Annotated in this window: 21 protein-coding genes and 1 pseudogene; 21 read left to right on the top strand and 1 reads right to left on the bottom strand. The window is 29.1% G+C overall.

What is annotated here, in order from left to right; genetic code table 11:
* Nucleotides 1–433: 433 nt before the first annotated feature.
* The 8 genes and pseudogenes from tnpA (B5E58_RS11625) (at nucleotide 434) to tnpA (B5E58_RS11590) (ending at nucleotide 9,286) form a co-directional block, all read left to right on the top strand.
* Nucleotides 434–682, top strand: coding sequence for an IS200/IS605 family transposase (gene tnpA / locus B5E58_RS11625; protein ID WP_443080076.1), 249 nt, complete (start codon nucleotides 434–436; stop codon nucleotides 680–682).
* A 523-nt stretch (nucleotides 683–1,205) separates the two neighbouring features.
* A complete protein-coding gene (locus B5E58_RS11620; RefSeq protein WP_088109827.1) occupies nucleotides 1,206–4,070 on the top strand; it encodes a sigma 54-interacting transcriptional regulator in 2,865 nt (954 codons plus the stop codon).
* A gap of 71 nt (nucleotides 4,071–4,141) precedes the next feature.
* Nucleotides 4,142–4,780, top strand: coding sequence for a bifunctional 4-hydroxy-2-oxoglutarate aldolase/2-dehydro-3-deoxy-phosphogluconate aldolase (locus B5E58_RS11615; protein ID WP_088109826.1), 639 nt, complete (start codon nucleotides 4,142–4,144; stop codon nucleotides 4,778–4,780).
* Nucleotides 4,777–5,241 (top strand): PTS sugar transporter subunit IIA, encoded by a 465-nt coding sequence (locus B5E58_RS11610; RefSeq protein WP_088109825.1) that lies wholly within the window; start codon nucleotides 4,777–4,779, stop codon nucleotides 5,239–5,241. Before B5E58_RS11615 ends, B5E58_RS11610 begins: the two co-directional genes overlap by 4 nt.
* 31 nt (nucleotides 5,242–5,272) lie before the next feature.
* The gene (locus B5E58_RS11605) at nucleotides 5,273–5,551 is read left to right on the top strand and encodes a PTS sugar transporter subunit IIB (RefSeq protein WP_088109824.1); all 279 of its coding nucleotides are present in this window, start codon (nucleotides 5,273–5,275) and stop codon (nucleotides 5,549–5,551) included.
* Between the two features lie 42 nt (nucleotides 5,552–5,593).
* Nucleotides 5,594–6,931, top strand: a complete 1,338-nt coding sequence (locus tag B5E58_RS11600; RefSeq protein WP_088109823.1) for a PTS galactitol transporter subunit IIC — start codon at nucleotides 5,594–5,596, stop codon at nucleotides 6,929–6,931.
* A 35-nt stretch (nucleotides 6,932–6,966) separates the two neighbouring features.
* Nucleotides 6,967–8,604 carry a dihydroxy-acid dehydratase gene (gene ilvD / locus B5E58_RS11595; protein WP_088109822.1) on the top strand — a complete coding sequence of 546 codons (1,638 nt, stop codon included), beginning with the start codon at nucleotides 6,967–6,969 and terminating at the stop codon, nucleotides 8,602–8,604.
* A gap of 221 nt (nucleotides 8,605–8,825) precedes the next feature.
* Nucleotides 8,826–9,286: pseudogene (gene tnpA / locus B5E58_RS11590) on the top strand (IS200/IS605 family transposase).
* Between the two features lie 331 nt (nucleotides 9,287–9,617).
* On the opposite strand, the gene B5E58_RS13510 reads toward tnpA (B5E58_RS11590), so the two are convergent.
* Nucleotides 9,618–9,758 (bottom strand): hypothetical protein, encoded by a 141-nt coding sequence (locus B5E58_RS13510; RefSeq protein ID WP_158097746.1) that lies wholly within the window; start codon nucleotides 9,756–9,758, stop codon nucleotides 9,618–9,620.
* A 454-nt stretch (nucleotides 9,759–10,212) separates the two neighbouring features.
* On the opposite strand from B5E58_RS13510, the gene queD reads away from it, so the two are divergent.
* From queD to B5E58_RS11520, 13 genes are all read left to right on the top strand, one after another.
* Nucleotides 10,213–10,632: a 6-carboxytetrahydropterin synthase QueD gene (gene queD, locus B5E58_RS11585; protein ID WP_088109821.1), complete on the top strand. Its 420-nt coding sequence runs from the start codon at nucleotides 10,213–10,215 to the stop codon at nucleotides 10,630–10,632.
* A gap of 6 nt (nucleotides 10,633–10,638) precedes the next feature.
* Nucleotides 10,639–11,298: a putative 7-carboxy-7-deazaguanine synthase QueE gene (gene queE / locus B5E58_RS11580; RefSeq protein WP_088109820.1), complete on the top strand. Its 660-nt coding sequence runs from the start codon at nucleotides 10,639–10,641 to the stop codon at nucleotides 11,296–11,298.
* Between the two features lie 4 nt (nucleotides 11,299–11,302).
* The gene (folE, locus tag B5E58_RS11575; RefSeq protein ID WP_088109819.1) at nucleotides 11,303–11,866 is read left to right on the top strand and encodes a GTP cyclohydrolase I FolE; all 564 of its coding nucleotides are present in this window, start codon (nucleotides 11,303–11,305) and stop codon (nucleotides 11,864–11,866) included.
* A gap of 12 nt (nucleotides 11,867–11,878) precedes the next feature.
* Nucleotides 11,879–12,559 carry a 7-cyano-7-deazaguanine synthase QueC gene (gene queC / locus B5E58_RS11570; protein WP_088109818.1) on the top strand — a complete coding sequence of 227 codons (681 nt, stop codon included), beginning with the start codon at nucleotides 11,879–11,881 and terminating at the stop codon, nucleotides 12,557–12,559.
* Between the two features lie 715 nt (nucleotides 12,560–13,274).
* A complete protein-coding gene (locus B5E58_RS11565; RefSeq protein WP_088109817.1) occupies nucleotides 13,275–13,814 on the top strand; it encodes a flavodoxin family protein in 540 nt (179 codons plus the stop codon).
* Nucleotides 13,815–14,017: 203 nt separating this feature from the next.
* The gene (locus B5E58_RS11560; protein ID WP_088109816.1) at nucleotides 14,018–15,184 is read left to right on the top strand and encodes an iron-containing alcohol dehydrogenase; all 1,167 of its coding nucleotides are present in this window, start codon (nucleotides 14,018–14,020) and stop codon (nucleotides 15,182–15,184) included.
* Nucleotides 15,185–15,197: 13 nt separating this feature from the next.
* Entirely contained in the window at nucleotides 15,198–15,950 is a 753-nt protein-coding gene (locus tag B5E58_RS11555; RefSeq protein ID WP_088109815.1) for a carboxymuconolactone decarboxylase family protein, read from the top strand.
* Nucleotides 15,951–16,511: 561 nt separating this feature from the next.
* Nucleotides 16,512–17,189: a helix-turn-helix domain-containing protein gene (locus B5E58_RS13960; RefSeq protein ID WP_088109814.1), complete on the top strand. Its 678-nt coding sequence runs from the start codon at nucleotides 16,512–16,514 to the stop codon at nucleotides 17,187–17,189.
* A 6-nt stretch (nucleotides 17,190–17,195) separates the two neighbouring features.
* On the top strand, nucleotides 17,196–19,022 hold the full coding sequence (locus B5E58_RS11535; protein ID WP_088109813.1) for a sensor histidine kinase: 1,827 nt from the start codon (nucleotides 17,196–17,198) through the stop codon (nucleotides 19,020–19,022).
* Nucleotides 18,922–20,211, top strand: a complete 1,290-nt coding sequence (locus B5E58_RS11530) for a substrate-binding domain-containing protein (protein ID WP_088109812.1) — start codon at nucleotides 18,922–18,924, stop codon at nucleotides 20,209–20,211. Before B5E58_RS11535 ends, B5E58_RS11530 begins: the two co-directional genes overlap by 101 nt.
* Nucleotides 20,212–20,331: 120 nt before the next feature.
* Entirely contained in the window at nucleotides 20,332–21,771 is a 1,440-nt protein-coding gene (melB, locus tag B5E58_RS11525) for a melibiose:sodium transporter MelB (RefSeq protein ID WP_088109811.1), read from the top strand.
* A gap of 38 nt (nucleotides 21,772–21,809) precedes the next feature.
* Entirely contained in the window at nucleotides 21,810–21,917 is a 108-nt protein-coding gene (locus B5E58_RS13910) for a glycerate kinase (protein ID WP_162607358.1), read from the top strand.
* A 172-nt stretch (nucleotides 21,918–22,089) separates the two neighbouring features.
* On the top strand, nucleotides 22,090–26,142 hold the full coding sequence (locus tag B5E58_RS11520) for a choice-of-anchor I family protein (RefSeq protein ID WP_088109810.1): 4,053 nt from the start codon (nucleotides 22,090–22,092) through the stop codon (nucleotides 26,140–26,142).
* The last annotated feature ends 209 nt before the right edge of the window (nucleotides 26,143–26,351 follow it).

Raw genomic sequence — 26,351 nt, 5'->3', positions numbered from 1 at the left:
GCATCCTTTGATATATATGAGTTGATGTGTCTATCTATGGAAATAATAAGGAAACATGGCAAAAATCTATCCATTTTTTATATGGATAATAGTAAAGAGAAATAAAATCTAATAGAGTATACTATTTTAATGCAGTATGATTTTAAAATCTTACTGCATTTTTGTATAAAGAAAACCACACTATAGTCACGTGGTTCCGTAAAGCTTTAGCAGTGTATTCTAAAAAATAACTCCTAATGTGTATAATAAAAGTGTGACCTGCCAGTTGTGTAAAAAAATACATTAGGAAGACAGTAAAATGAAAGAACAAAATATTGATGTAAAAAGTTTAGTACATACAAAATGAAATTGCAAATATCGTAGAAAAGTATTTTAGTAAGAAAAGAGAGAAGATATTCGAGAAATCATAAGGACCCTGTGTAAGTGGAAAGGAGTGGAGATCATAGAAGGAGAAATATGTCTAGATTATATTCATTTACTTTTAAGTATTCCACCAAAGATGAGTATTTATGGATTTATGGGGTGCTTAAAAAGAAAAAGTAGCCTTATGATATTTCAGAGATATGAAAATATAAAGTTTGCATATCGAAATCGAGAATTTTGGTGCAAAGGATACTATGTGGGTACAGTCGTGAAAAACATTGAAGCAATTAGAAGCTATACAGCAAATCAGAAAAAATAAGATAGGGAAATGTATCAACTAAGTATTTACGATTCGAGAGCCCCCGTTTACGGGTAACAAGTAAACAGTCGCTTCTGGGCAGGCCAATTAAAAGCGCACGTGCGCACAAGGGTTATGCCCGAAAAAGAAAAACTACCCGCTATGCGAGTGGATTATTATTGTACCTTAAAATATATGTCAAAATTTAACAAATTTATTTTAACCATTTTTTATAAAATTTCCTAAATTATGATAAAAAACAATTATAATCACAATAAGTGATTAGATTTTATTTTATAAAATAAAAACTTAATATGAGTGATTTTTATATACTCGTAACGGGGGTATGAGTAACTAAATTTTATCTTATGATGATACACTTAAAATTATATTGTATTTTATATAATAAGATTTATATAATAGAAAATAAAAACTTTTAAGATTTTATATTAAAATATGTTTTTATAAATTAGTAGATATAATAATATAGAAATTGTAAAATCTTAATCATACTAAAAATTTATTAATAAAGGAGAAGTTTATTTTGGAAGAGCTTTTAAGAACTTTAATAATGAATGAAAATAAAAAACAGCCCTATACAGATGAAAGATTATCCGAGAAACTTGGTATAAATCGTGAAGAGGTTACTAATTTAAGAAAAAAATTAAATATACCAGATTCAAGAAATCGTAGAAAACCTGTTATATTAGCAGATATTGAAAATATTTTTAAAGAAAATCCAGATATTTCAAATAGAGCACTTGCTAAATGTTTAAATGATAAAGGATATAATATTGCTAAATATGCTGTTGCAAAATTAAGAGATGAGGTTGAGCAATATTTTGTTAAAGAAAATAGCAGTGAAAAAATAATTATGAATGAAGAAGAAAATAATAATATTTTTAAAGAGTTTATTGGTAGTGACGGAAGTTTAAAAACACAAATTAAAATTGCACAGGCTGCAATTCAGTATCCTCCAAAGGGTTTACATTGTTTGATTTATGGGCCTTCTGGTGTAGGTAAAAGTTATCTTGCGGAACTTATGCATAAATATGCTTGTACAATAGACATTTTTGGAGAAAATACTCCATATTTTGAGTTTAACTGTGCAGATTATGCAGACAATCCGCAATTACTTCTTGCACAATTATTTGGATACAATAAGGGTGCATTTACTGGCGCAACAGATAGTAAAAAAGGTGTAGTAGAAATGTGTGATGGTGGAATATTATTCTTAGATGAAGTACATCGTCTTCCGCCTGAAGGACAGGAAATTCTTTTTTATTTAATGGATAAAGGCAAATTTAGACGACTTGGAGAAGTAGACACAGAAAGAAAAAGTCATTTGATGGTAATTGCAGCTACAACAGAAGACCCTCAAAATTCACTTCTTTTAACTTTTCGTCGACGTATACCTATGACTATTGAAATTCCAGCGTTGAAAGATAGAACAATTTCAGAAAAATTACAACTGATTTCTATGTTTTTTAATTGGGAGTCAATAAGACTTAAAAAGAAAATTTGTATAAGAGAAGATGTTTTAAAAAAATTACTTATAGAAGAATGGATAGGAAATGTTGGACAATTAAAATCATATATACAAGTTTGTTGTGCCAAAGCTTTTTTAGAAAATCGTTTGTTAGGTAAAGATGATATTATTGTAACATTAAATAGTTTAACAGAGTTACCTAATAATATAAATAAGAATAAAAAACAGATAGAGGAAATTGATAAAACTATATCAGGGGATTTATATGTTTTTCCTGATAAAAACTCTTACTATAAAAAGAAAGTTTTTCAAGATTGGGATATATATGACAAAATAGAGAAGAAATATATTGAGATGAAAGAAGAAGGTTTAAGCCAGGAAAAAATTGTATATGATTTATCCCAAGAAATTGAAACTAGTTTTAGAAAAAATCTTAAAGAGGCAGCAACAAAATTTGTTAGTATGTCAGAGGTAATAAAAATTGTTGGAGAAGAAGCTTTTAATATTACAAAAGAAATTTATGAGTATTGCAAATCAAAATTACCAGATTTAGAAGAAGGCATATTATTTCCATTATCTATTCATATCAAAACGGCATTAGAGCGTATTAGAAATCATAAAAGTATTTTATCAACAGATTTAGTTATAGCAAAGCAAATAAATACAATAGAGTATAATATAGCACAAGAAGCAGTTAAAAATATTGAAAAATACCATTATACATTACTACCAGAAGAAGAAATTGGTTTTATTGCAATGTATATTAAATACTTTCAAAAACAAAAGAAAGAAACCAAAATTGGTGTACTTGTTATCTCTCATGGACAAGTAGCAGAGGGTATGGCTAATGTTGCAAATACAATTATGGGAGTTGACCATGCGGTAGGTTTAAATCTGAATTTATGGGAAACACCAGAGCAAATGAAAAAGCGAGTTATTGAAAAAGCTGTTGAAATTAATGAGGGAAAAGGCATTTTACTTATGGCAGATATGGGTTCTCTCTTGCAAATAGGAGAAGAAGTTGAAAAAGCTATAAATGCTCCATGTAAAACTGTTTCAAGAACGGATACTATGATGGTTATAGAAGCGGTTAGAAAAACAATGTGGACAGAAGAAAGTTTGGATGAAATAGTTCATTCTATTATGGAAGAAACAGGGAAAAATATATTTTCGTCAGATAAAAATATAAAAAGAAAAAAAGCTATATTATGTTTATGCGTTACTGGAGAAGGTGCTGCAAAAATTTTAAGTCAATATATTTCAAAACATATTTCAAGTTCTATAAATGGAATTAGCATTTTAGAACATGGTTATATTGAAAATAGTGATATAGCAAAAATTTTTAAAAAAGTTGAAGAAAAATATGAAATATTAGCTGTTGTAGGAACAATAAATCCAGAATATGAAAAATATCCTTTTATATCCTCAGAAGAAATTTATAAATCCTATGGACTCAAAAAATTACGTCAGATTTTAAAAAAGAATGAGTTGAAAGAAAATAATATACTTTCAGATGTTATAAATATAGATACAATATTTATAACTAAAGATAATATATTCAAAGATGAAGTAATTGATAATTCAGTTCAATTAATGATTGAAAAAGGATATGTTAAAGAAGAATTTTTATTAAGTGTATATAAAAGAGAGGGAATGATGACAACAGCATTAAACAATGGAATAGCAATACCTCACGGAGGAACAGAATTGGTCACAAAACCAGTCATTTGTGTTACAAAATTAGACAAACCTATTTCTTGGGACGGAATTACAATGGTAGATATAATTTTTACACTTGGTTTAACAGAAAATTCAAAAAAATATTTTGAGCAATTATATCAGATAATATCAGATGATTCCTTGGTTAATCAGATAAGAAAAGCTAAAACTAAAGAAGAAATATTAAGTATTTTGACATAAAAATACATAATCAGTCAAAATTTTGGCACGTATCTTGCTCCTATATAATAGCAGAAAGGAGTGAAAAAGATATGTTAAATTTATTTCCAAAGGTAACAGTTATTTTAAGAGGCTACACCTATGAACAAATTTACACAGTTGTAAAAAATCTTGTTGGAACAAAACTTGGCGCTGTTGAAATCACAATGAATACACCAGACGCTATTAAATCAATCCAAAAGATTAACCAAGAATTTGGTAATCATATTAAGGTTGGTGCAGGTACTGTTTTAACATATGAAGAAGCACAACAGTGTATTAAAGCAGGTGCAGCCTTTTTATTATCTCCAACTATTTTTGATAAAAAAATATTAGATTTATGCAAAAATAATGGAGTAATTTCTGTTCCAGGTGCATTTTCACCATCAGAGATTAAAAAAAGTTTTGATGATGGGGCGGATATTGTTAAGGTATTTCCAGCAGCAACATTAGGAGCAAAATATTTAAGCGATATTCAAGCGCCTTTAGGAAAATTGCCTCTTATGGTAGTAGGGGGAGTAAATACTTCAAATGTAGAAGAGTATTTCAAAGCAGGTGCGTCTTTTGCAGGAATTGCTTCTGGTATTTTTAATAAAGAAGACATAATTAACCAGAATGAAAATGGTATTATATCATCAATTAATGCAATGGAACAAAAATTAATGGAGTTAGAGGAGAAAAAAATATTATGAGTGCAATAAGATTTGATAAGTCTCTTATCAAGTATTTTAGCGGTGAAATGACAAACACAGAAGTTTTGTCTCAAATGTGTGAACATTTACAATCCATGGGAATTGTAAAAGATACATATAAAGAGGCGATACTTAAAAGAGAAAAAATTTATCCTACTGGATTAGATTGTAAGGGTATAAATATTGCAATACCTCATGCAGATATTCAAAATGTGAATGAAGCAGCAATATGTGTTGGTGTTCTTAAAAGTCCTGTATTATTTAATATAATGGATGAACCTGATAATACAGTAGAAATTAATTTAGTCATTATGCTTGCATTGACAGAGGCTCATGGTCATATTGATATTTTAAATAAAATTGTTAATTTAATACAAAATCAAGATGAACTTAGAGCAATTTTAAAATCAGAAAATGTAGAAGATATTGAAAATTTAATTAAAAGTAGAATATTAAATTAAATAAAATATTTAAAAGAGAGGGAGAATTTTTATGAAAAGAATTTTAGTAGCTTGTGGAAATGGTATTGCAACTTCAACTGTTGTAGCAACAAAAATTAGAGAAAAATGTGAAGAAGCAGGAATTTCTGTAACTGTCACACAGTGTAAACTTTTAGAGGTAGAAGCAAAAGCTGATGATTATGACCTTCTTGTAACAACAGGTAAATTTACAGGAGGAAGTGTAAAATGTCCTACAGTTGGAGCTATGTCTCTTCTTACTGGTATAAATGAAGAAGCAACTTTAAATGAAATTTTATCTTATTTAAAATAAAAATTTAAATATGAATGTAAATAAAATAAGTAGGGGGATAATATGCAAGTTATATATAGTATTTTTAATACCATTTTAGATGCAGGTGCAGTTGTTATGCTGCCAATTATAATAACTATTATTGGGCTTATTTTTGGTATTAAATTATCAAAAGCTTTTAGGTCAGGTTTAACAATTGGTATTGGATTTGCAGGAATTAACCTTGTTATAAATTTAATGAAAGATAATATTGGACCAGCTGCAAAGGCTATGGTTGAGAATTTTGGTATTAATCTTGATATTGTGGATGTAGGTTGGGGTTCTATTGCAGCTGTAACATGGTCTTCTCCTATAATTGCAATTTTAATTTTCGCAATTCTTGCAACTAATATTATAATGTTAGTTTTAAATGCAACTGAAACTTTAGATGTTGACATTTGGAATTATCATCATATGGCCATTGTTGGTATAATGGTTTATTTTGTAACAAAATCTGTACTTCTTGGAATATTTGCAACTGTTTTGATGGCTATTATTACATTTAAACTTTCTGACTGGACAGCACCATTAGTTGAAGATTATTTCGGTATACCTGGAGTTTCTCTGCCAACAATGTCTGCACTGGCATCAGTTATTATTGCATATCCATTAAACTGGATTATTGATAAAATTCCTGGAATTAATAAACTTGATTTTGAAATAAAAGATGCAAAAAAATATCTTGGAATTTTTGGTGAACCATCTATGATGGGACTTATACTTGGTATGATTGTTGGTATTCTTGCAAAATATTCTGTGGCTAATATTTTAAGTCTTGGTGTTAATATGGCAGCTGTTATGATTTTAATACCTAAAATGACAGCACTTTTTATGGAAGGTTTAATGCCTATTTCTGAATCTGCTAAAAAATTCTGTCAAGAAAAATTTAAAAATAGAAAATTCCTTATCGGTCTTGATGCAGCAGTTGTTGTTGGTAACCCAGATGTTATAACTACATCTTTAATTGTTATACCTCTTACAGTTATAATGGCGGCTATTCTTCCAGGGAACAGAGTTCTTCCTTTTGCGGACCTTGCAGTTGTAACATTCCGTGTTGCTATGGTAGTCGCTATGACAAGAGGAAATCTTTTCAAAAATATTATAATTGGTCTTGTAACAACAGCAGCACTTTTATATTGTGGAACAATAACATCTCCTGTTTTAACTCAAATTGCAACAAGTGTAGGTCTTGACTTTGGTGGTGGATTAATTACATCATTTGCGGCTACAAGCCTTGCTGTAAGTTTCCTAGTATATGAAGCTTTTATTAATAATCCAATAATTTGGGTTCCTGTTCTTTTAATTGTGTTTGCAATAATTTGGGTAGGCGTTGTAAAGTATCAGAAAAAACGTAATATATAAGTTGCTTTATAAATTTAGAGGAGTGAAATATTAAAATGATACGAGCAATAGATAAACTTGAACCATTTCAAAGGGCTATATCAAAAGCACATTTAGCTTCAGCCGGAATTGATATAGATGCTCTTGATTATAAACCTCTTGTTGCTATTGCAAATAGTTGGAATGAGATTTGTCCTGGACATGAACCATTAAAACAATTAGCACAAGAAGTTAAAAAGGGAATTTTAGAGGCTGGCGGAGAGCCCATAGAATTTAATACAATAGCTATGTGTGATGGTATTGCACAGGGCCATTCTGGTATGAGATATTGTTTACCACATAGAGAAATAGTAACAGATTCTATTGAAGCAATGGTTATTGGAGAAGGAGTTTTTGATGCAGTAGTATTTATGGCATCTTGTGATAAAATTGTTCCTGCAATGTTAAATGCGGCAGCAAGAATTAATTTGCCATCTATTATTGTCACAGCTGGACCTTGTTTTGCTGTCATCAAACCAAATGAATCAAAAGAACTTAGACAACGTTTTATTCGTGGAGAAGTAACAGAAAGAGATGTTATTGAAGGAACATTAAAGTATTATACAGGTCCTGGTGTTTGTCCATTCTTAGGAACTGCAAATACAATGGGCGCTCTTTGTGAGTCTCTTGGAATGATGCTTCCAGGAGGAAGTCTTATTCCTGCTAGTACAAGTATGAGACGTTTTAGTGCTAGAGAATCCGGAAGAATGGTAATGGAACTTTATAAAAAGCAAATTTTACCTTCTCAAATTATGACAAAAGAGGCTTTTGAAAACACAGTTAGACTTTTATCTGCTATTGGAGGCTCCCTTAATGCTTTAATACATCTTCCAGCTTTAGCTGCTGAACTTGGTTTAAAACTTGATTGGGACGATATTTCAAAAATAACTTCTACCACACCAGTATTGACTGATATTGTTCCAAATGGTAATAAAACAGTAGTAGATTTGCATTATGCTGGTGGAATTCCATCTGTACTTAAAGAGTTAAAGTCTGTTTTGAATTTAGATTGTATTACAGTGACAGGAAATACATTGAGAGAGAATTTAGAAAAAGCGGTTGATGGAAATCGTGATATAATAAGGATTATCAAAAATCCTATTGCTAAAGCAGATGGAATTCAGGTTTTATATGGCAACCTTGCTCCTAATGGTGCATTAGTAAAAACTTCAGCAGTACCTGAAGAAGTAAGGGTATTTTATGGAACTGCTAAAGTATTTAATAGTGAAGATGAGTGCTATGCAGCATTTAGGGAAAAGGAAATAAAAGAAGGAGACGCTGTAATTGTACGTTATGAAGGACCTAAAGGTGGTCCCGGAATGAAAGAACTTCACCGAATAACAGAAATTATAAAAGGTATTCCTAGAACAGCTGTTATAACAGATGGTAGATTTTCTGGAGCTTCTGGAGGTTTAAGTATTGGATATCTTTGTCCTGAAGCCGAAGAAGGTGGACCAATTGCTCTTGTGGAAAACGGTGATAAAATTTATATTAATCTTGCTGATAATGCAATCAATTTAGAGGTTTCTGATGAGATTTTAGAAGAAAGAAGAAAAAATTGGCATCCTCCTGTAAGAGAAAAAGAATTTGGATTACTTAAAAGATATTCAAAACAAGTTAATACCGCAAGAAATGGTGCTACTTTAAATATTTAAATCAATATAAATTTGTTTATATATAATATAAAAAATGAAGTAAAATTAAATTTTAAGACAGTATGAATTTAAAAACATACTGTCTTTTTATTGGTGCTTTAGCGTAAATAAGTTCATGGTTCTACCAGAGGAAATAAAATATCTTTTTAAAAAATCTCCATGATAGGATTAAGATGGTTTGGCAACCGCATTAAAAAAGTATCATGTAGGTTTTAAACTATATGAAAAATGAAATAAAACAAACAGCACATTCAAGTTATCGTTGTGATTATCACATAGTCTTTGCACCAAAGTACAGAAGAAAAGTTATATATAAAATATTAAGAAAAGATATAGGGCAAATATTCAGAAAAATATGTAGTGAATTAAAAGTTGAAATAATATAAGCTGAAGAGTGTCAAGATCATATACATACGCTAGTAAGTATTCCACTATATATGAGTGTAACCCAATTTATAGGAACTCTCAAAAGTAAGAGTGCACTAATGATATTTGATAGGCATTAAAATTTAAAATATAAATACGGAAACAGAATTTTTTGGAGTAGAGGATATTATATAGATATAGTATGAAAAAATAAAAAAAGATAAAAGAGTATATAAAAAATCAGTTAGAAGAAGATTATACAAAAGACCAAATAACATTAAAAGAATACATAGACCTGTTTATGGGTAATAGATAAAAATAAGGAGAAAAAATATAGCCATTTAAAGTGTATGCCTATAGTATTGATGTGATAACAAACTTTCAGAACATCCTTAGGGATTGGCAAGTACTGACCATTATATTATAGGGCCTGAGCAAACCACTAGTTCACTAGTGGTTATGATATATAAATAGAATAATTTTTATTTAAAGCAATTTTATATTTTTCAAAACAGCCTGAATATTTTGTTGTCAGTTTTAATATCACGAGCGGTAAGAACCAAACTTAATTCTTTTATAACAACTTGTAAAAAGAATTGAGTAAATTAATTTGCAATAAAATATTGAGTAAGCATCAACTGAAATGCTTAAAATTTTTCTTTACCGACAAGGTTTATAAGTTTATTTTCTTTTTCTTGAAACTCTATTACATCAACTTCCTTACAACAATGATAGTAAATTTCAGTTGTAAAATCAGAAAGTGATTGTTCAATAATAGAGTCTGCCACAGATAATATTAAAAGATTTTCATTTGTTTCAGTTTCTTGATAATAAATTTTAAGTTTTTTCTGCTAAGTTCAAAGAATTCTCAACAGATTTTTTGAATAGACAATGGATTTTTTATTGTAAATATGTAAAATCTATTTGTTTTATCAAGCGAAAAAACATTGAAAGATAGTGGTCAAGAACATAACTTTTGTTATCAAGAATATATTGACTTAGGTTCATCTTTTAAAAATTTTATTGCATTTTAATAAATAAATATGTATAATGATAGTCATATTATATAATAATATATATTTATAAAATTGACAGTTCGAAACCATCCTGTCGTAAAACAAAACTAGGGCTTTTTATATTTTATGGATTATTTTATTTTAAATATGAAAGATGAAAGCACACTCGGTACCTTTAGAGTGTGTTTTTTTATTTGTTTATTTTTAAAGAGAGGGAATATAAATTATGTATATGTTACAGACAGAACAAAGTTTTGATGCAGCACATTTTCTTAAAGACTATAATGGAAAATGCAGTAATATACATGGACATCGCTGGCGTGTAGTTGTTTGCATTAGTGCAGAAAAACTTTCTACTGAACAACAAACAAAAGGTATGATTATTGATTTTAGCGATTTAAAAAAAGCATTAAAAAATATTTGCGATTATTTTGACCATACTTTTATTTATGAAGAAAATTCATTAAAATCTGAAACAGTAATAGCGTTACAATCTGAAAATTTCCGTTTAATTACTGTACCATTTAGACCAACAGCAGAAAATTTTGCACGCTTTATTTATGAAAAATTGAAAAAAGAAAAATATACTGTATGTCGTGTTGAAGTATATGAAACACCTAATAATTGTGCTATTTATGAGGAGTAATAATTTATGAAAGTAGTCGAAAAATTTGTAAGTATAAATGGAGAAAGTAGACGTGCAGGGGAATTAGCTGTATTTATAAGATTTAAAGGATGTAATTTACATTGTTGTTATTGTGATACAAAATGGGCAAATGAAACAGATTGTGATTTTGAAGAACTCACTGTTGAAGAAATTTTGTCTTATATTATTTCTACTAATGTAAAAAATGTAACCTTAACAGGTGGAGAGCCTTTATTACAACCGGAAATAGGTAGTCTTTTAAAAGCATTATCACAGTATCCGGAAATAAGAGTTGAAATAGAAACTAATGGAAGTGTGTCAATAGAACCTTTTTGTAATGATGATTACAGACCAAGTTTTACTATGGATTATAAATTACCTGAAAGCGGTTGTGAAAATGATATGTGTTTAGAAAACTTTTGCTTTTTGAAAAATACAGATACAGTTAAATTTGTTTGTAGTAGTATTGATGATTTAAAGAAAGCAAAATATATTATTGAAAAATATAATTTAACGAAAATATGTGCCGTATATATTAGCCCTGTATTTGGCAAGATTGAACCAGCAGATATGGTAAGTTATATGATTGAAAATAATTTGAATGATATTAAATTACAGATACAAATGCATAAAGTTATTTGGGACCCTAATTTGAAAGGAGTATAATAACATGATTGATGAAAAAGCTATTGAAGAACATATACATGGTATATTAGTTGCTTTAGGTGATAATCCTGACCGTGAAGGTTTAATTGATACACCTAAGCGTGTAGCTAAAATGTATACAGAAATATTTGCAGGAATGCAATATACTAATCATGATATTGCAGAAATGTTTGGAAAAGTATTTGATGAAGAACGTGTTTCTAGTAACAATGTAGTAGTTATGAAAGATATTGATTTTTTCTCATATTGTGAGCATCATTTAGCATTGATGTATGATATGAAAGCGACTGTTGCATATATTCCAAAAGGAAAAGTTATAGGTTTATCAAAAATTGCACGTATTTGTGATATGGTTGGGCGTCGTTTACAGTTACAAGAGCGTATAGGCTGTGATATTGCTGATATAATTTCAGAAATTACAGGAAGTGAAGATATTGCTGTAATTTTAGAAGGTTATCATAGTTGTGTGACTGCAAGAGGAATACAAAAAACAAATACTAAAACAGTTACTGTTGAAAGACGTGGAAAATTCTTGGAAGATGCTACATTACAAATATATTTAAGGTAAGGTGAATTTTTAATGAAAGTATTAGTATTATCAAGTGGTGGTATTGATTCTACAACAGCACTAGGAATGGCTGTTAATAAATATGGTAAAGAAAATGTTATTTCACTTTCTGTTTCTTATGGACAAAAACATAATAAAGAATTAATTGCTGCTAATGAAGTTGCAAAATATTATGGTGTTGAACAGTTATTTTTGGACTTAGCAAAAATATTTGAATATAGTAATTGCTCCTTATTACAGCAATCAACAGAAGAAATTCCAGAAGAAAGTTATTCGGAACAGATTAAAAAAACAGAGGGTAAAACTCCTGTAAGTACATATGTACCATTCCGTAATGGTTTATTTTTATCTGCTGCTGCCAGCATTGCATTAAGTAAGGAATGTAGCGTTATTTATTACGGTGTACATTCTGATGATGCTGCTGGAAGTGCTTATCCTGATTGTTCCCCTGTATTTAATAAAGCTATGAATGATGCTATTTGGGAAGGTTCTGGTAAACAATTACATATAGAAGCACCTTTTGTAAATAAAAATAAAGCAGATATTGTTAAAATTGGATTGGAGTTGGGAGTTCCTTATCATCTTACATGGTCTTGTTATGAGGGAAATGATAAACCCTGTGGCAAATGTGGAACTTGTATTGATAGAGCTGCGGCTTTTGCAAAAAATAATGCTGTTGACCCTGCATTATAATAAATAATATTTCAATATGAATAATTGAAAAAATTATATATTACTTTATAATACAACTAGATTTTAAAATATATCAGTGTCTTTTAATAAGGACTAATAGGGAATTTATGGAACAAAGCAACATTCGTCATTGTATAGATAACGAAATTTTCATTTGTCATTGAGAAATTGGGAAGATTAAGAAAGTAGAATATTCTAATCAAGGAGATCTGCTGATATGTTATAGTACAATGTTTTAGGTGGGAAAACTAAGTGGGTTTTTGTAACTGATTTTAAAGTTAACTATATTTTTTGCATGCAACGGTCAGATTTGTACTGACCGTTTTTTTGTTTATCAATAAAACCACCGGCTAGGCTGGTGGATATTTATTTGTATCTTAAAATATATGTCAAAATTTAATAAATTCATTTTATAACAATTTTTTCAAAAATTAAATTTTAACATTGATACAATTATATAGGGAGTGAAAATCCATGTATTATAATAATATAATTGAAAATCAATTAGTTAAAAATAAAATTTAAGAATAATCCAAAATAATTTAATATATCAATTGCATATATTAAAGATTATAATAAAACTAAATTAGTTTTATATATACTTTAAAAGCATAATTATATATTCAATATAAGTATTTGTTATATAAAATTCATATTGATATAATCATAATAAATAATAAAAAATATAATTATTTAATAGTAGGAGGTATTATTTATGGGTAAAAATATTTTAATAATATCCACAAGTTTAAGAAAAAACAGCAATTCTGATGCTTTAGCAGAAGCGTTTTTATCTGGAGCTAATGAAGCTGGTCATTTTGTAGAGAAAATAAATATTATTGGTAAAAGCATTGATTTTTGTACTGGTTGTTTAAAATGTTTAAATAGCCATCGTTGTGTAATACATGATTATGCCGATACTGTTGTACAAAAAATGAGAAAAGCTGATGTTATTGTTTTTGCTACACCTATTTATTATTATGAAATGAGTGGACAGATGAAAACATTATTGGATAGAGCTAATCCATTATATGGTTCAGATTATAGTTTTAGAGATGTTTATATTCTTACTACTGCTGCTGAATATGATAGTTATGTTTCTAAAAATGCAGAAAATGGTTTAAAAGGCTGGATAGAGTGTTTCCCAAAAGCCACTTTAAAAGGAAGTCTATTTGTAGGTGGTGTTGATTTAGCAGGTTCAATTACAAACAATCCAAAGTTATCTAGAGCATATGAAATGGGTAAACAAGTTTAATAAAGTATAAATCAAGTAGTTTCTGTTTTAATGGGTTTAATGATGTAAATACTGGAAAATAGGTTATTGCTAATTATACACACAAGAGATTAGAGAGTTTTTTTGTCAGTTGAGAGGTATTACTATTGGTGATGGTGCTATTGTCACAAATGATGTACCAGATAAAATAATTAAACAAATTAAAAAATAGGAGGTAATAAATAATGTTAGGAAATTTTTGTTATTCAAATCCCACAAAATTATATTTTGGTGAAAATTCTTTAAATTTTTTAATAGATGAATTGAAATCATATGGTAACAATGTACAACTTATATACGGTGGAGGTTCTATTAAAAAAAGTGGTTTATATGATGAAATTATAAATATACTTAAACAATGCGGAAAAACAATAATTGAAGATGGCGGCGTAATGCCAAATCCAACAGTAGAAAAGCTATATGAAGGTTGTAAAATTGCAAAAGAAAATAAAGTAGACCTTTTGCTTGCTGTTGGTGGTGGTTCTGTTTGTGATTATGCAAAAGCAGTATCTGTATCAACATGGTGCGATGAAGACCCATGGGATAAATATTATTTACGTATGGAAGATGTAGATAACAAAATTATTCCTGTTGGTTGTATTTTAACTATGGTTGGAACAGGTTCAGAAATGAATGGTGGAGCTGTTATTACAAATCATAGTCAAAAATTAAAAATTGGTCATGTATTTGGAGAAAATGTATTTCCCAAATTTTCTATATTAAATCCTAAGTTTACATATACTCTTCCAAAATATCAGATGGTTTCCGGTATTTATGACATTATGAACCATATAACAGAACAATATTTTTCCGGTGATGATGATAATACATCTGATTATATTTCAGAAGGGTTAATGAAATCATTAATTAATAGTAGTAGAATTGCTATAAAAGAACCGGAAAATTATGAAGCACGTAGCAATATTATGTGGATTGCGACTTGGGCACTTAATACACTTATTGCAAAAGGTAAATCAACAGATTGGATGGTGCATATGATTGGTCAGTCAATAGGAGCATATACAGATGCAACTCATGGTATGACACTTTCTGCAATATCTATGGCATATTATAGAAAAATATGTCCTTATGGATTACAGAAATTTAAACGATTTGCAATAAATGTATGGAATGTATCACCAAATGGAAAGAGCGATGAACAAATTGCTGCTGAAGGACTTAATTGTATGGAAAAATGGATGAAAGAAATAGGTCTTGTAATGAATATTAGTGATTTAGGTGTAACAGATGATATGATTGAGTGTATTGCTAAAGGTTCATTTATTCTTAATGGTGGTTATAAAGTATTGACTAAAGATGAAATTGTTGAAATATTAAAAGAGAGTATGTAAGAAAGGTGATTTTATGGCAATTAAACAAACAGCAGGTAGAGATATATTAGGAAATTTTGCACCTAAATTTGCAGAATTAAATGATGATATTTTATTTGGACAGGTTTGGAGTAGAGATGATAAGTTATCATTGCGTGACCGTTCAATTATAACCGTTACTGCACTTATGGCACAAGGATTGACAGATTCCTCTTTTCAGTATCATCTTATAAGTGCAAAGAATAATGGTATCACAAAAACAGAAATTGCTGAAATTTTAACTCATGCAGCTTTTTATGCTGGTTGGTCAAAAGCATGGGCAGCATTTAATATGGCAAAAGAGATATGGAAAGAATATGAAGAAATTGATGAAAAAACTATACACGCAAACAGTATGATTTTTCCTATTGGTCAACCAAATGATGCATTTGCTAAATATTTTATAGGACAAAGTTATTTAGCACCACTTTCCACAGAACAAATAGGAGTTTATAATGTAACATTTGAACCGGGTTGTCGCAATAATTGGCATATTCATAATGCAAAAAGTGGTGGAGGACAAATACTTATTTGTGTTAGTGGACAGGGATATTATCAAGAATGGGGAAAAGAAATACAGAAATTGAATGTAGGAGATGTTATAAATATTCCTGTTGGAGTAAAACATTGGCATGGTGCAACATCAAATAATTGGTTTTCACATATTGCAATAGAAGTCCCTGGAGAAGATATATCAAATGAGTGGTTAGAGCCTGTTGATGATGCAACATATCAAAATAAACTATAAAAATGATAGTAAAAGAAAATATATTTAATTTTAAAAGGCAGAACTTACTAAAAATTCTGCCTTTGCATTCAATATATTAATAGTAGTAATCCTTGGAAATGTGATTATGTACTCTATAAAGAACACCACTTAATTGAATGCTTTTTTCTTAAATTTAAACAATTAAGACACATAGCTACATGTTACGATAAGCTTGTGTCTTCTTTTTTTACATTTACTTATATTGCTTCTATTTCTATTTTGTTCAAATGATAAAACTATTCTGACTTTTCAGGAAGCCCCTAATTAATTATGTATTATAATTTATTTATATAATTTTGAATTTCATTTAAAAAAATTTTTGCTGCTTTTGAAAAAACTTGATATTTTTTCCAAATTATATATCCATATATATTAAGTTGAGGTGAAAGCGGACGAAAACATAGATTACTTCCATTAGTATTTATTATTTTATCAAAACATAGAGCATAACCTAAACCTTCATCTACTAGTAAAGATGCGTTGAAAATAAGATTGTATGTAGCAACAATATTAAGTTCTGATTCTTCTTTTTGAAGCCATTTGCTTAAATATATATATAATCAAACTTATTTTGATGAACAATACACAGAAGTTTTAGAACTTTCTGTTAAAATGGCTGATGAAAACAAAATAAATACAACTATTAATAATATTTTCCAAGAACTTGAAAGATGCAAAAAGAATTTTGAAGAATACCAAACATATATATTGGAATTAAGTTTTTCATTATCTAAAATTGCAAATCAGTTTGATTTAGAAGATGAAAGTTTTTTCGATACACGATATATTATGACATCAGTTTTATCACAGCATACAGGTGACCAGCTTAAAAAGTGGTTATGTAATTATGCTGTAAATTTAGGATATGCAATAAATCAAAAACGTATAGACAACAATGTTATATTAGCACAAAAGGCTAAAAAATACATTGATGAAAACTTTAGTGACTCAACATTGTCCGTAGAAACATTATGTGATTATTTACATATAAGCCATTCTCATTTCTCAAATATTTTCAAAAAAGTACATGGTATTAATTTTATTACTTATCTTACAAAACGTAGAATTGATGAAGCCGTTACACTCTTAAAGACAACAGATTATAAAACAAAAGTTATAAGTGAAATGGTAGGTTATCCGGAGTCTAATTATTTTAGTTATGTATTTAAAAAGTATATGGATGTTTCTCCGGCTAATTTCCGTAGGCAAGAAAGGTAATTAAATATGCTAAGAAAGTTGAAAGAAAAATATCATAATAAAAGTATACAGTTTGTAATATTATCAGCATTATCTGGTGTAGTTATCATTTTATTTTTGATACTTGCCATAATATTTACAAATTATATGAAAAATATATTGGAAGATTTTATTAATGAGAAAAAAGAGCAACAAACAGAAGTTTTAGCAGAAAGTATGGAGAGGGAATGCAAAGAGGTAGTTGATTTTTTTGATACAGTATATTATAAAATCATAAAAAAGGAAACTTTACAAAGTGATGAGTTTTATAAATTAATGGATTTTGTTTGTGATGAAAATGATGAATTAATAGACAGCTTGGTTCTTTGTAATGAAGAAGGTCAAATTATATATGAAAATCAAGGCGAAAAACTTTTAAATCTTACAAGTGCAAAAAAAGAAAAACTTCTTTATAATAGTAGATTGGATATTGGTAAAACTTGGTTTGAAAAAGATTTACAGTATGATGATATATTAGTTTATCGCTTTGTTGAAATAAATGTTAATGGTGCTATAAAATCTGCAATTCTTGTAGTAACGTTGCCATATGAACGTATTGAACAAGTTTTTCAAGTTTTTGAAAATGAGTCCTATGGCTATTCATACATAAAAACACAGGAAGGTGAATTATTATATCACCCTAAAAATATTCAAATAAGTCATAATATTTATGAAGAAAATATAGGCATAAAGCCTATTAAAGAAGATGGAACTTACGAGGAAATATTTAATAATAAAAAATATTTAGTTCGTCAACGTACAATAGGTTATGTAGGTTGGAAAATAATATCAGTTTCATCTATTGATGATATAATGTATGACGAATATCCTATAACACTACTTATTTGGAGTTTATTAACAGGTCTGGTAATAGTAGCATTACTGATAAACAGATATATTGTTCATAAAATTACTTCACCTATTGAAAAATTAAGCGAAACAGTTGAACAGTTTGATGATAAAGATTTTGATAATGAAATTAAAATTGAAGGAACATATGAAGTTAGATGTTTGTCAGAAAGTTTTAATAAAATGCGTAAAAGAATAAAACAGCTTATGATTAAAGCTGTACAAAAAGAGCAAGAGTATTGGGATATGAAAATGAAATTATTACAATCACAAATTAATCCACATTTTTTATATAATACTTTAGACTCTATAATATGGATGATTGAAAGTAAAAGATATGATGGTGCTTCAAAAATGGTATCATCACTAGCTTTATTTTTCCGTACATCATTAAATAAAGGTGAAGATTTTATTACAATAGGTAAGGAACTTATCCATGTAGAAAGCTATATGGAAATTCAAGGCATTAGATTTGAAGACAAATTCTCATTTGAAATAGAGAGTGACGAGAACATAAAAAAATATATGTGTCCTAAACTTATTATACAACCTTTGGCAGAAAACGCAGTATATCATGGTATGGAAGGTATGTATGGCGATGGAGAAATAATAATTTCTGCTTATGAAAAGAATGATAAAATATATATAGACGTTATTGATAATGGAGAAGGAATGACAGAAGAACAGATTGAACATATTATGAACAATAAAGTTGTTTCAAGTCGCAGAGGTTCTGGAATTGGTGTAAGAAATGTAGATGAACGTTTAAAACACTGTTTTGGAAAAGAATATGGCATTACAATAACAAGTGAAATAGACGAGGGTACAAAAGTTAGTATATGTATTCCTAAAGTGGAGGATTTGAATGAATACTGGAAAAGAACAAAAAATTCTTCTTATAATAATAGTGATAATACTTATTCTGACAGGGGGATATTTGTGGAAACAACAACAAAATCTTGTTAAAGTAATTTCTGTTGTATTGCCTAATGATTATAAAGATACTCAACAAGATTGGATAGAAGGTATAAAAACTTGTAGCAGTGATTTAGATTTTCAAGTTAATTTCTTTTTTGAAGAAAATGAAGAAGAACTTAATAAAAGACTTGATATTGAAAATAGTCAAAATATTTCAGCATTAATTACAAGTAATGATTGTAATATAAATTCAAAAGACCTTTTTGCAGAAGGTTATAATTTAGCCTTTAACATAGCACAAAAATCACGTCCTGTAAAATTAGAAAAAAATGATAATGAATTTAAAATAGGTATTTCATTGTATAATAAAGATGATACTTTTATTAATACATTATCAACAGAGATTGAAAATTCTCTGAAAAAAGTGGCAAATGATAATAATGTTAGGCTTCTTTTAGATGTTGAAGATGCAAAAGGTGACAAATATGAGCAAAATCGCCATATAGAATATTTTATGGAACAAAAATGTGATGTTATAGCTGTCAATATTATAGATACTTGGAATGCTTCAAAAGTTATAAATAGAGGAAAAGAAGAGAGAATACCTGTTATATTTTTCAACAGAGAACCTTCTGATGAAGATATTAGTCTTTGGAATGATGTTTATTATGTGGGTACTGATGGCATAGAATTAGGAAAAATGCAAGGTGAAATTTTAACCGAAGCATTTTTAAAAAACAATAGTGAAATAGACAAAAACAAAGATGGTATACTTCAATATATATTGGTGGAAGGAGAAGAAGGTCATAGCGACTCTGTAAGAAGAACAGATGCCATGTTAAAAAAAATCGACAATAATTTTACAACGGAACAAATATCATTAGTTTCAGCTGATTGGAAAAGAGATGTAGCAAAAGAGGAATTTTCTAAGGTTGATATTAATAAAATACAAAATAGTGAAGCTGTTGTATGTAACAATGATGATATGGCACTTGGTGTTTTAGATGCCATGAAAGAAATGGGTATTAAGGATTTTCCTGCAATATTAGGTGTAAATGGAGACAATGAAGTTATTGATAATATAGAAAAAGGCTATATATTAGGCACAATTTCACAGAATATAAAAGGTCAGGCAGATATTATTGCAGATTTATCTTTTAAATTGTGGAAAAAAGAATATATAAATGAGGAACAGAAGATATATATTTCAGGTGAAAAACATATAAAATTATATTAAAAATATATTTTGAGGATAAATTCGTATTTTTTAAAGAGAAATACGAATTTATTTTTTTTGTAAAAGAAATTAAAATAATACACGTAGTCAAGGAAAAAAAGAAAAAAGGGGAGAAATAAAATGAGTCAAGCTACAAACACAAAGGGTGCTGTGTATCCAAATACAGTTTCCAATAAGGCAAAATATGCTGTATCACAAGGTACTGCATATGAAGGGAAAATTCCTGCCAGAGTAAAATATACTTTTGCATTTGGTGCATTAGGTAAAGATTTAATTTATGGAATGATAGCAACATTCTCTATGATATACTTTACAGATATTATTAAAGTATCACCTGTATTTATAGGTATGATGTTCTTCTGTGCTAAACTTTGGGACGCTTTTAACGATTTATTTATGGGTATGATAGTTGATAATACAAGAAGCAAGTATGGAAAATTCATACCTTGGTTGGTAATAGGAACTTTAGTAAATGCAGTTGTATTTGCAGTATTATTTACAGATTTTCATTTAAGCGGTGTTGGATTATGTGTATTTGTTACTGCTGCATATATACTTTGGGGTATGACATATACAATTATGGATATTCCTTATTGGTCAATAATTCCTAATTTAACATCAGACCCGAAAGAAAGAGAAGAAGTTTCTGTTCTTCCTAGAATATTTGCCAGCATTGGTCAGTCATTAATTATAGCTGGTTTTGGTGTGCAAATTATAAATGGTCTTGGCGGTGGTCAGACAGGATATCATAGATTTGCAATTATTATAGCTATTGTTTTCATATTTACAATAGGTGTTACTGTATTTAATCTTCCAAGAACAAATGATAATACAAATGTAGAAAAGAAAAAAATATCTTTTAAAGATATTTTCCGTATAATCCGTGAAAATGACCAGCTTCGTTCAGCTGTTGCATTAATACTTTTATATAATGTAGGTATTCAGCTTGTTATGGGTGTAGCAACATATTATTTTACATACGTTTGTGGTAATGCTGGTATGCTTTCAGCATTTATGATTAGTGCATCTATTGCAGAAGTTGTTGGACTTATAGCATTTCCGAAAGTAACAGCTATGCTTTCAAGAAAAAATTCCTTCTTACTTGCTTGTACATTACCATTCTTTGGACTTGGTATGTTATTATTAGTAGGTATATTTGCACCACAAAATATTATTTTAACAGCTATTGCAGGTGTAATTGTAAAAATAGGTATGGGACTTGAATTAGGTTGTGCAACAGTATTTCTTGCAGATGTAGTAGATTATGGTGAATATAAAATAGGCGAAAGAAACGAAGGCGTTGTATTCTCATTACAGACATTAATAGTAAAATTTACATCAGCATTAACAGCTCTTGGAATAGGTTTTGCTCTTGATTTAACAGGATATGTTCCAGGACAAGAACAAAGTATGCTTACAATGAATTTTATACGTCTTCTTATGTGTATAATTCCTGCTGTTAGTATGTTAATTGCATATTTTGTATATAGAAGTAAATATAAATTAACAGATAAATATATGAAAGAAATTAATAAAGAGCTTGATTCTAGAAGAGTATAATTTCATAATAAATAAACCCTTTTAATAAAAATATACCAGTGGCAGCTGTTGTAGGAACTATTGGGGAAGGTGCTGAAAGTGCTTATGATATGGGTGTTCCATCTATATTCAGTATTATATTAAATATTAATAAAAATTTATTTTAAGCGATGTGAATTTATTTTCACATCGCTTTTTTGTGCATAATATAGTTTGTTAAATTTTTATTAATTATAATTTTACATTTTTTATAGATGATTTTATATTAGTTTTACATTTTATATGTAATATAATTACGTGAATTTTGTATTTTTATTTATGAAAGAGAGGATATGTTTAATGAAAAAATATGAATTAAACAGACTTGCAAAAAAATATGCTTCATTGGTTTTGACAGGAAGTATTGTGTTATCATCAGTACCTTCAGCAATGGCTGCAGAAGCAAGTATAATTTCTGAAAATGAAAATAAGCTTGAAATAACAGAAGAAATAGAACATAATACAACAGAAAATACAGCAAATGGAGTTGTAGAAGAAAAAGTAGAAAATAAAGAAGAAAAATCTACAAATAAAGAAATAGAAGAACTTTCCTATTATACAGAAGGTTTTGAGGCAGAAAGTATTAGTTTACAACCGGGAGAAACAGAAAATGAACTTAATATTACTTGGTATGCAAAAGGTTCAATAGATGACATAAAAGGAAAAGCTCAAATAAAATATAATGAAACAATTATTGATGCTTCAGTATCAGAGATACAAACACCTACAAATAATGTAAATGAATATGATGGTTATGTTGTATGTAAAGGAACTCTTACAAATCTTACTCCTGACACAGTTTACACATATCAGTTAACAGTTGATGGAGATGTATGGTCAAAAGAATATACATATACAACACCAAAAGAAAATTCATTTACTTTTGCATTTACAAGTGACCCACAGATAAAAGATAGCGATGATTTTGCAGCCGATAAAACAGAGAGTGGCTGGAGTTCATATGATGAAAAAAATAGCACAGGTTGGGAAATCATGATGGAAGAAATTGCTGATAAAAATGCTACACTTGTAGTCTCAGCAGGTGACCAAGTTGAAAATCAGAGTTGGGGCAAAAAAAGTGAGTATGATGCATTTCTTGCACCAGAGGAACTTTCTTCAATAGCGTATGCACCAGCAGTGGGAAACCATGACAGACATTATATGTTTGATGACCATTTTAATTTACCAAATGAAATGGAAATAGGTGAAGGGGAAAATGAACTTACACCTGTTTATACAACATTTAGAGGACAAAACTCTGGCACAAGTTTAAGTCATGGTAATTATACTCAAGCAACTGATGATGAAATATCAAATAAAACAAATACAAATGGTGTTGTACCAAATGAAGATGGTAAATATGATTATGAAGAACGCCGTATAATGGAAACAAAAGGTAATTATTATTATCTTTATAATAATATGCTTTTTGTAACTCTTAATACAGGAGCATATCCAGGAACAGAGGAAGAAGCAAAAGAGATAGTTGAGAACTTTAGAAAGACAATGCAATCAGCAGTTGATGAATATAGTGGACAGTATGACTGGCTTGTTGTAACACATCATAAATCAACACAGAGTGTTGCAAAACACGTAGCAGATGCTGACATTGAATATTATGTTGATGCAGGTCTTGAAAAACTTATGGATGAATTTGATGTTGACTTTGCACTTGCAGGACATGACCATGTTTATGCTCGTAGTTATGCACTTTATGACCAACAAAGAGTAAGTGAAAGACTTGACCATTTACATGATAATGAAGGTACAATATATCTTACAGGTAACTGTTGTAGTGATATGCAGTATTACAATGTTTTTGAAAAAGTTGATAAAGCTGATAACGAAGATTATCCTGTACTTGCAAATGGATTAACAGGTTCACAGGCATATCTTTCAGGTTTAAATGCACCAGAAGATGAAAAATCAGGTTATCTTCCATATGGCAATCAGGAATATAATCAGGAGTATAAACCAAGCTATGCAATATTTGATGTTGAAGGAGATACAGTATCTGTAAAAGTTTATAATCTTGAAGGAGATAGTACAAATCCAGATAGTGTTCTTATAGATTCATTTACTGTAAGTAAAAATGCTGATGGTGGTAAAAAAGTAACAGGATATGATAATTCAAATTCAACTATTAAAGCAACTCAGATTGCAAGATATGATTCAGGCATGACAAATGCTGATGGTGGAGTTATGGAAATAGTTGACTATAACTATAAAACAGGTTGGGCATATTCTGTAAATGGACAAACAGGAGAACTTGTTGCAATTCCTTTAAAAACAATTGAAGAAAAAGAAAATGTAGATTTGCTTGATGGAAATGATATTGATGTTAAATCTCTTGTTGAAGATGATGAGTTTATATATGGAGATATGACATCAGTTGCAGTTTCTCCAGATGGCACAATGCTTGCAGTAGCAATACAGGCTGAAGGATATAACGCAAATGGTAGAGTTGCTATTTTCAAATGTAATGATGATGGTACTCTTAAATTTATACAGACTATTGAAACTGGAGTACAACCTGATATGGTTACATTTACACCAGATGGAAGTAAAATACTTACAGCAAATGAAGGTGAGCCAAGAGAAGGCTATACATCTGAAGACCCAAAAGGAACAATTACAATTATAGATGTAGAAACAAAAACACCTGTAAATGTTGATTTTACAGCATATGATACAGCAGAAGCAAGACAATCACTTGTAGATAAAGGTATTGTTATAAAGAAAAATACAAATCCTTCAGTTGATTTTGAACCTGAATATATTGCTTGTACAAATGATAAAGCATATGTAACACTTCAGGAAGCTAATGCTGTTTCAGTTATAGATATTAATGCAAATGCAGTAACAGGAATACACTCATTAGGTTTTGAAGATTATAGTAAAGTATCAGTTGATATTGATAAAAAAGATGAAAAATATAATCCAAAAACATATGAAAGCCTTAGAGGTATACGTATGGCTGATGCAATATCAGTTTATACTGTAAATGGTACAGACTATATAATCACAGCAAACGAAGGTGATAGTCGTGAGTGGGGTAATTATATAAATGAAAAAGAAGTAAACTTTAAAGATGGGGAGACATCTCCAACAGGAAAAATTACAGCAGAAAACAGTGGTCTTACAGGTAAAGTAGTATTTTTTAATTCAGAAGATTATGATGGATTAAATTCTGAAAATGATTATATTTTTGGTGGACGTTCTGTAACAATGTTTAAAGTAGAAGATGACAATATTAAAGAAGTATTTACAAGTGGAGATGATTTTGAAGCTGTTACAGCAAAATATCTTCCAGAATATTTTAATTGTTCAAATGATGATATTACAATAGATGACCGTTCTGGAAAAAAAGGTCCAGAAGCTGAAACTGTTACAATAGGTAAAGTCAATGATAAACAATATGCTTTTGTAACACTTGAACGTATTGGTGGTGTTATGATATATGATATTACAGATACTAATAATATTAAGTATGTAAATTATATAAACAGCCGTGATTTTTCAACAGATGTTTCAATAGATGATTCTCCAGAAGGTCTTAAATTTATTGAAGCCTCAAAAAGTCCAACAGATGAAGCACTTCTTATTGCTGCTTGTGAAGTTGGAGGAACAGTAGCAGTATATGAACTTGAAAAAGGAAAAACAGAAGAAAATTCTTCATCAGATAATTCTTCAAGTAGTTCTTCATCAGGCGGCGGTTATACTATAAAACCAACAAGACCTAATGAAACAATTAATGAAGAAGATGTTCCTCTTGCTGAAAATACAGAAACAGATGGAAAAGAGCCTGCACTTTTTGCAGATGTTACAGAAAATAGCTGGTTCTATGAAAGTCTTAAGTTTGCTGTTGAAAACAATATTATTTCAGGTATAAATGGAAAATTTGAACCTGATATAAAAACTACAAGAGCTATGGTTGTTGCGGTTCTTCATAGATTAAGTGGAAATGCTATTTCCAATGGTGAAAATAAATTTACAGATATTAAATCATCAGACTGGTATTATAATGATGTTATATGGGCAAATGCAAATGGTATAGTATCAGGTATTGGCAATTCTGAATTTGCACCAAATGATAATATAACAAGAGAACAGCTTGCAGTTATGGTTTATCAATATGCTAAATTAAATGGTTTAAATACAGAGTTTAGTACAGGATTAATAGATAGTTATTCTGATAATGGAGAAGTTTCAAATTGGGCAACAGAAGCTATGAATTTCTGTATAGAAAAAGGAATATTTACAGGAAAATCATCAACTGAACTTGCACCAAAGGATACAGCAACAAGAGCTGAGCTTGTTACAGTAATGTATAATTTATCAAAGTTAAAATAATAAATCAAAAATTTATATATAAGTATAAATAAGGCGAACCTTTAGGTTCGCCTTATTTAATATAAAATTTTGGGGATTAACAATAAATTTTTTTCTAAATTATTATTGTGGTTGTATGATTTTAATTATTTCTTCAGCTGTATTTTGAGAAAGAGATACACCTTTTTTATACCCCATTATAAGTGTCCCTCCTTATAAATTATAAATAT

The sequence above is a fragment of the Tyzzerella sp. An114 genome (genome assembly GCF_002161055.1).
GTDB lineage: Bacteria > Bacillota > Clostridia > Lachnospirales > Anaerotignaceae > Fimicola > Fimicola cottocaccae.
Note: the sequence above shows the minus strand (reverse complement) of the source record. Positions and strands in the feature narration are given on the sequence as shown.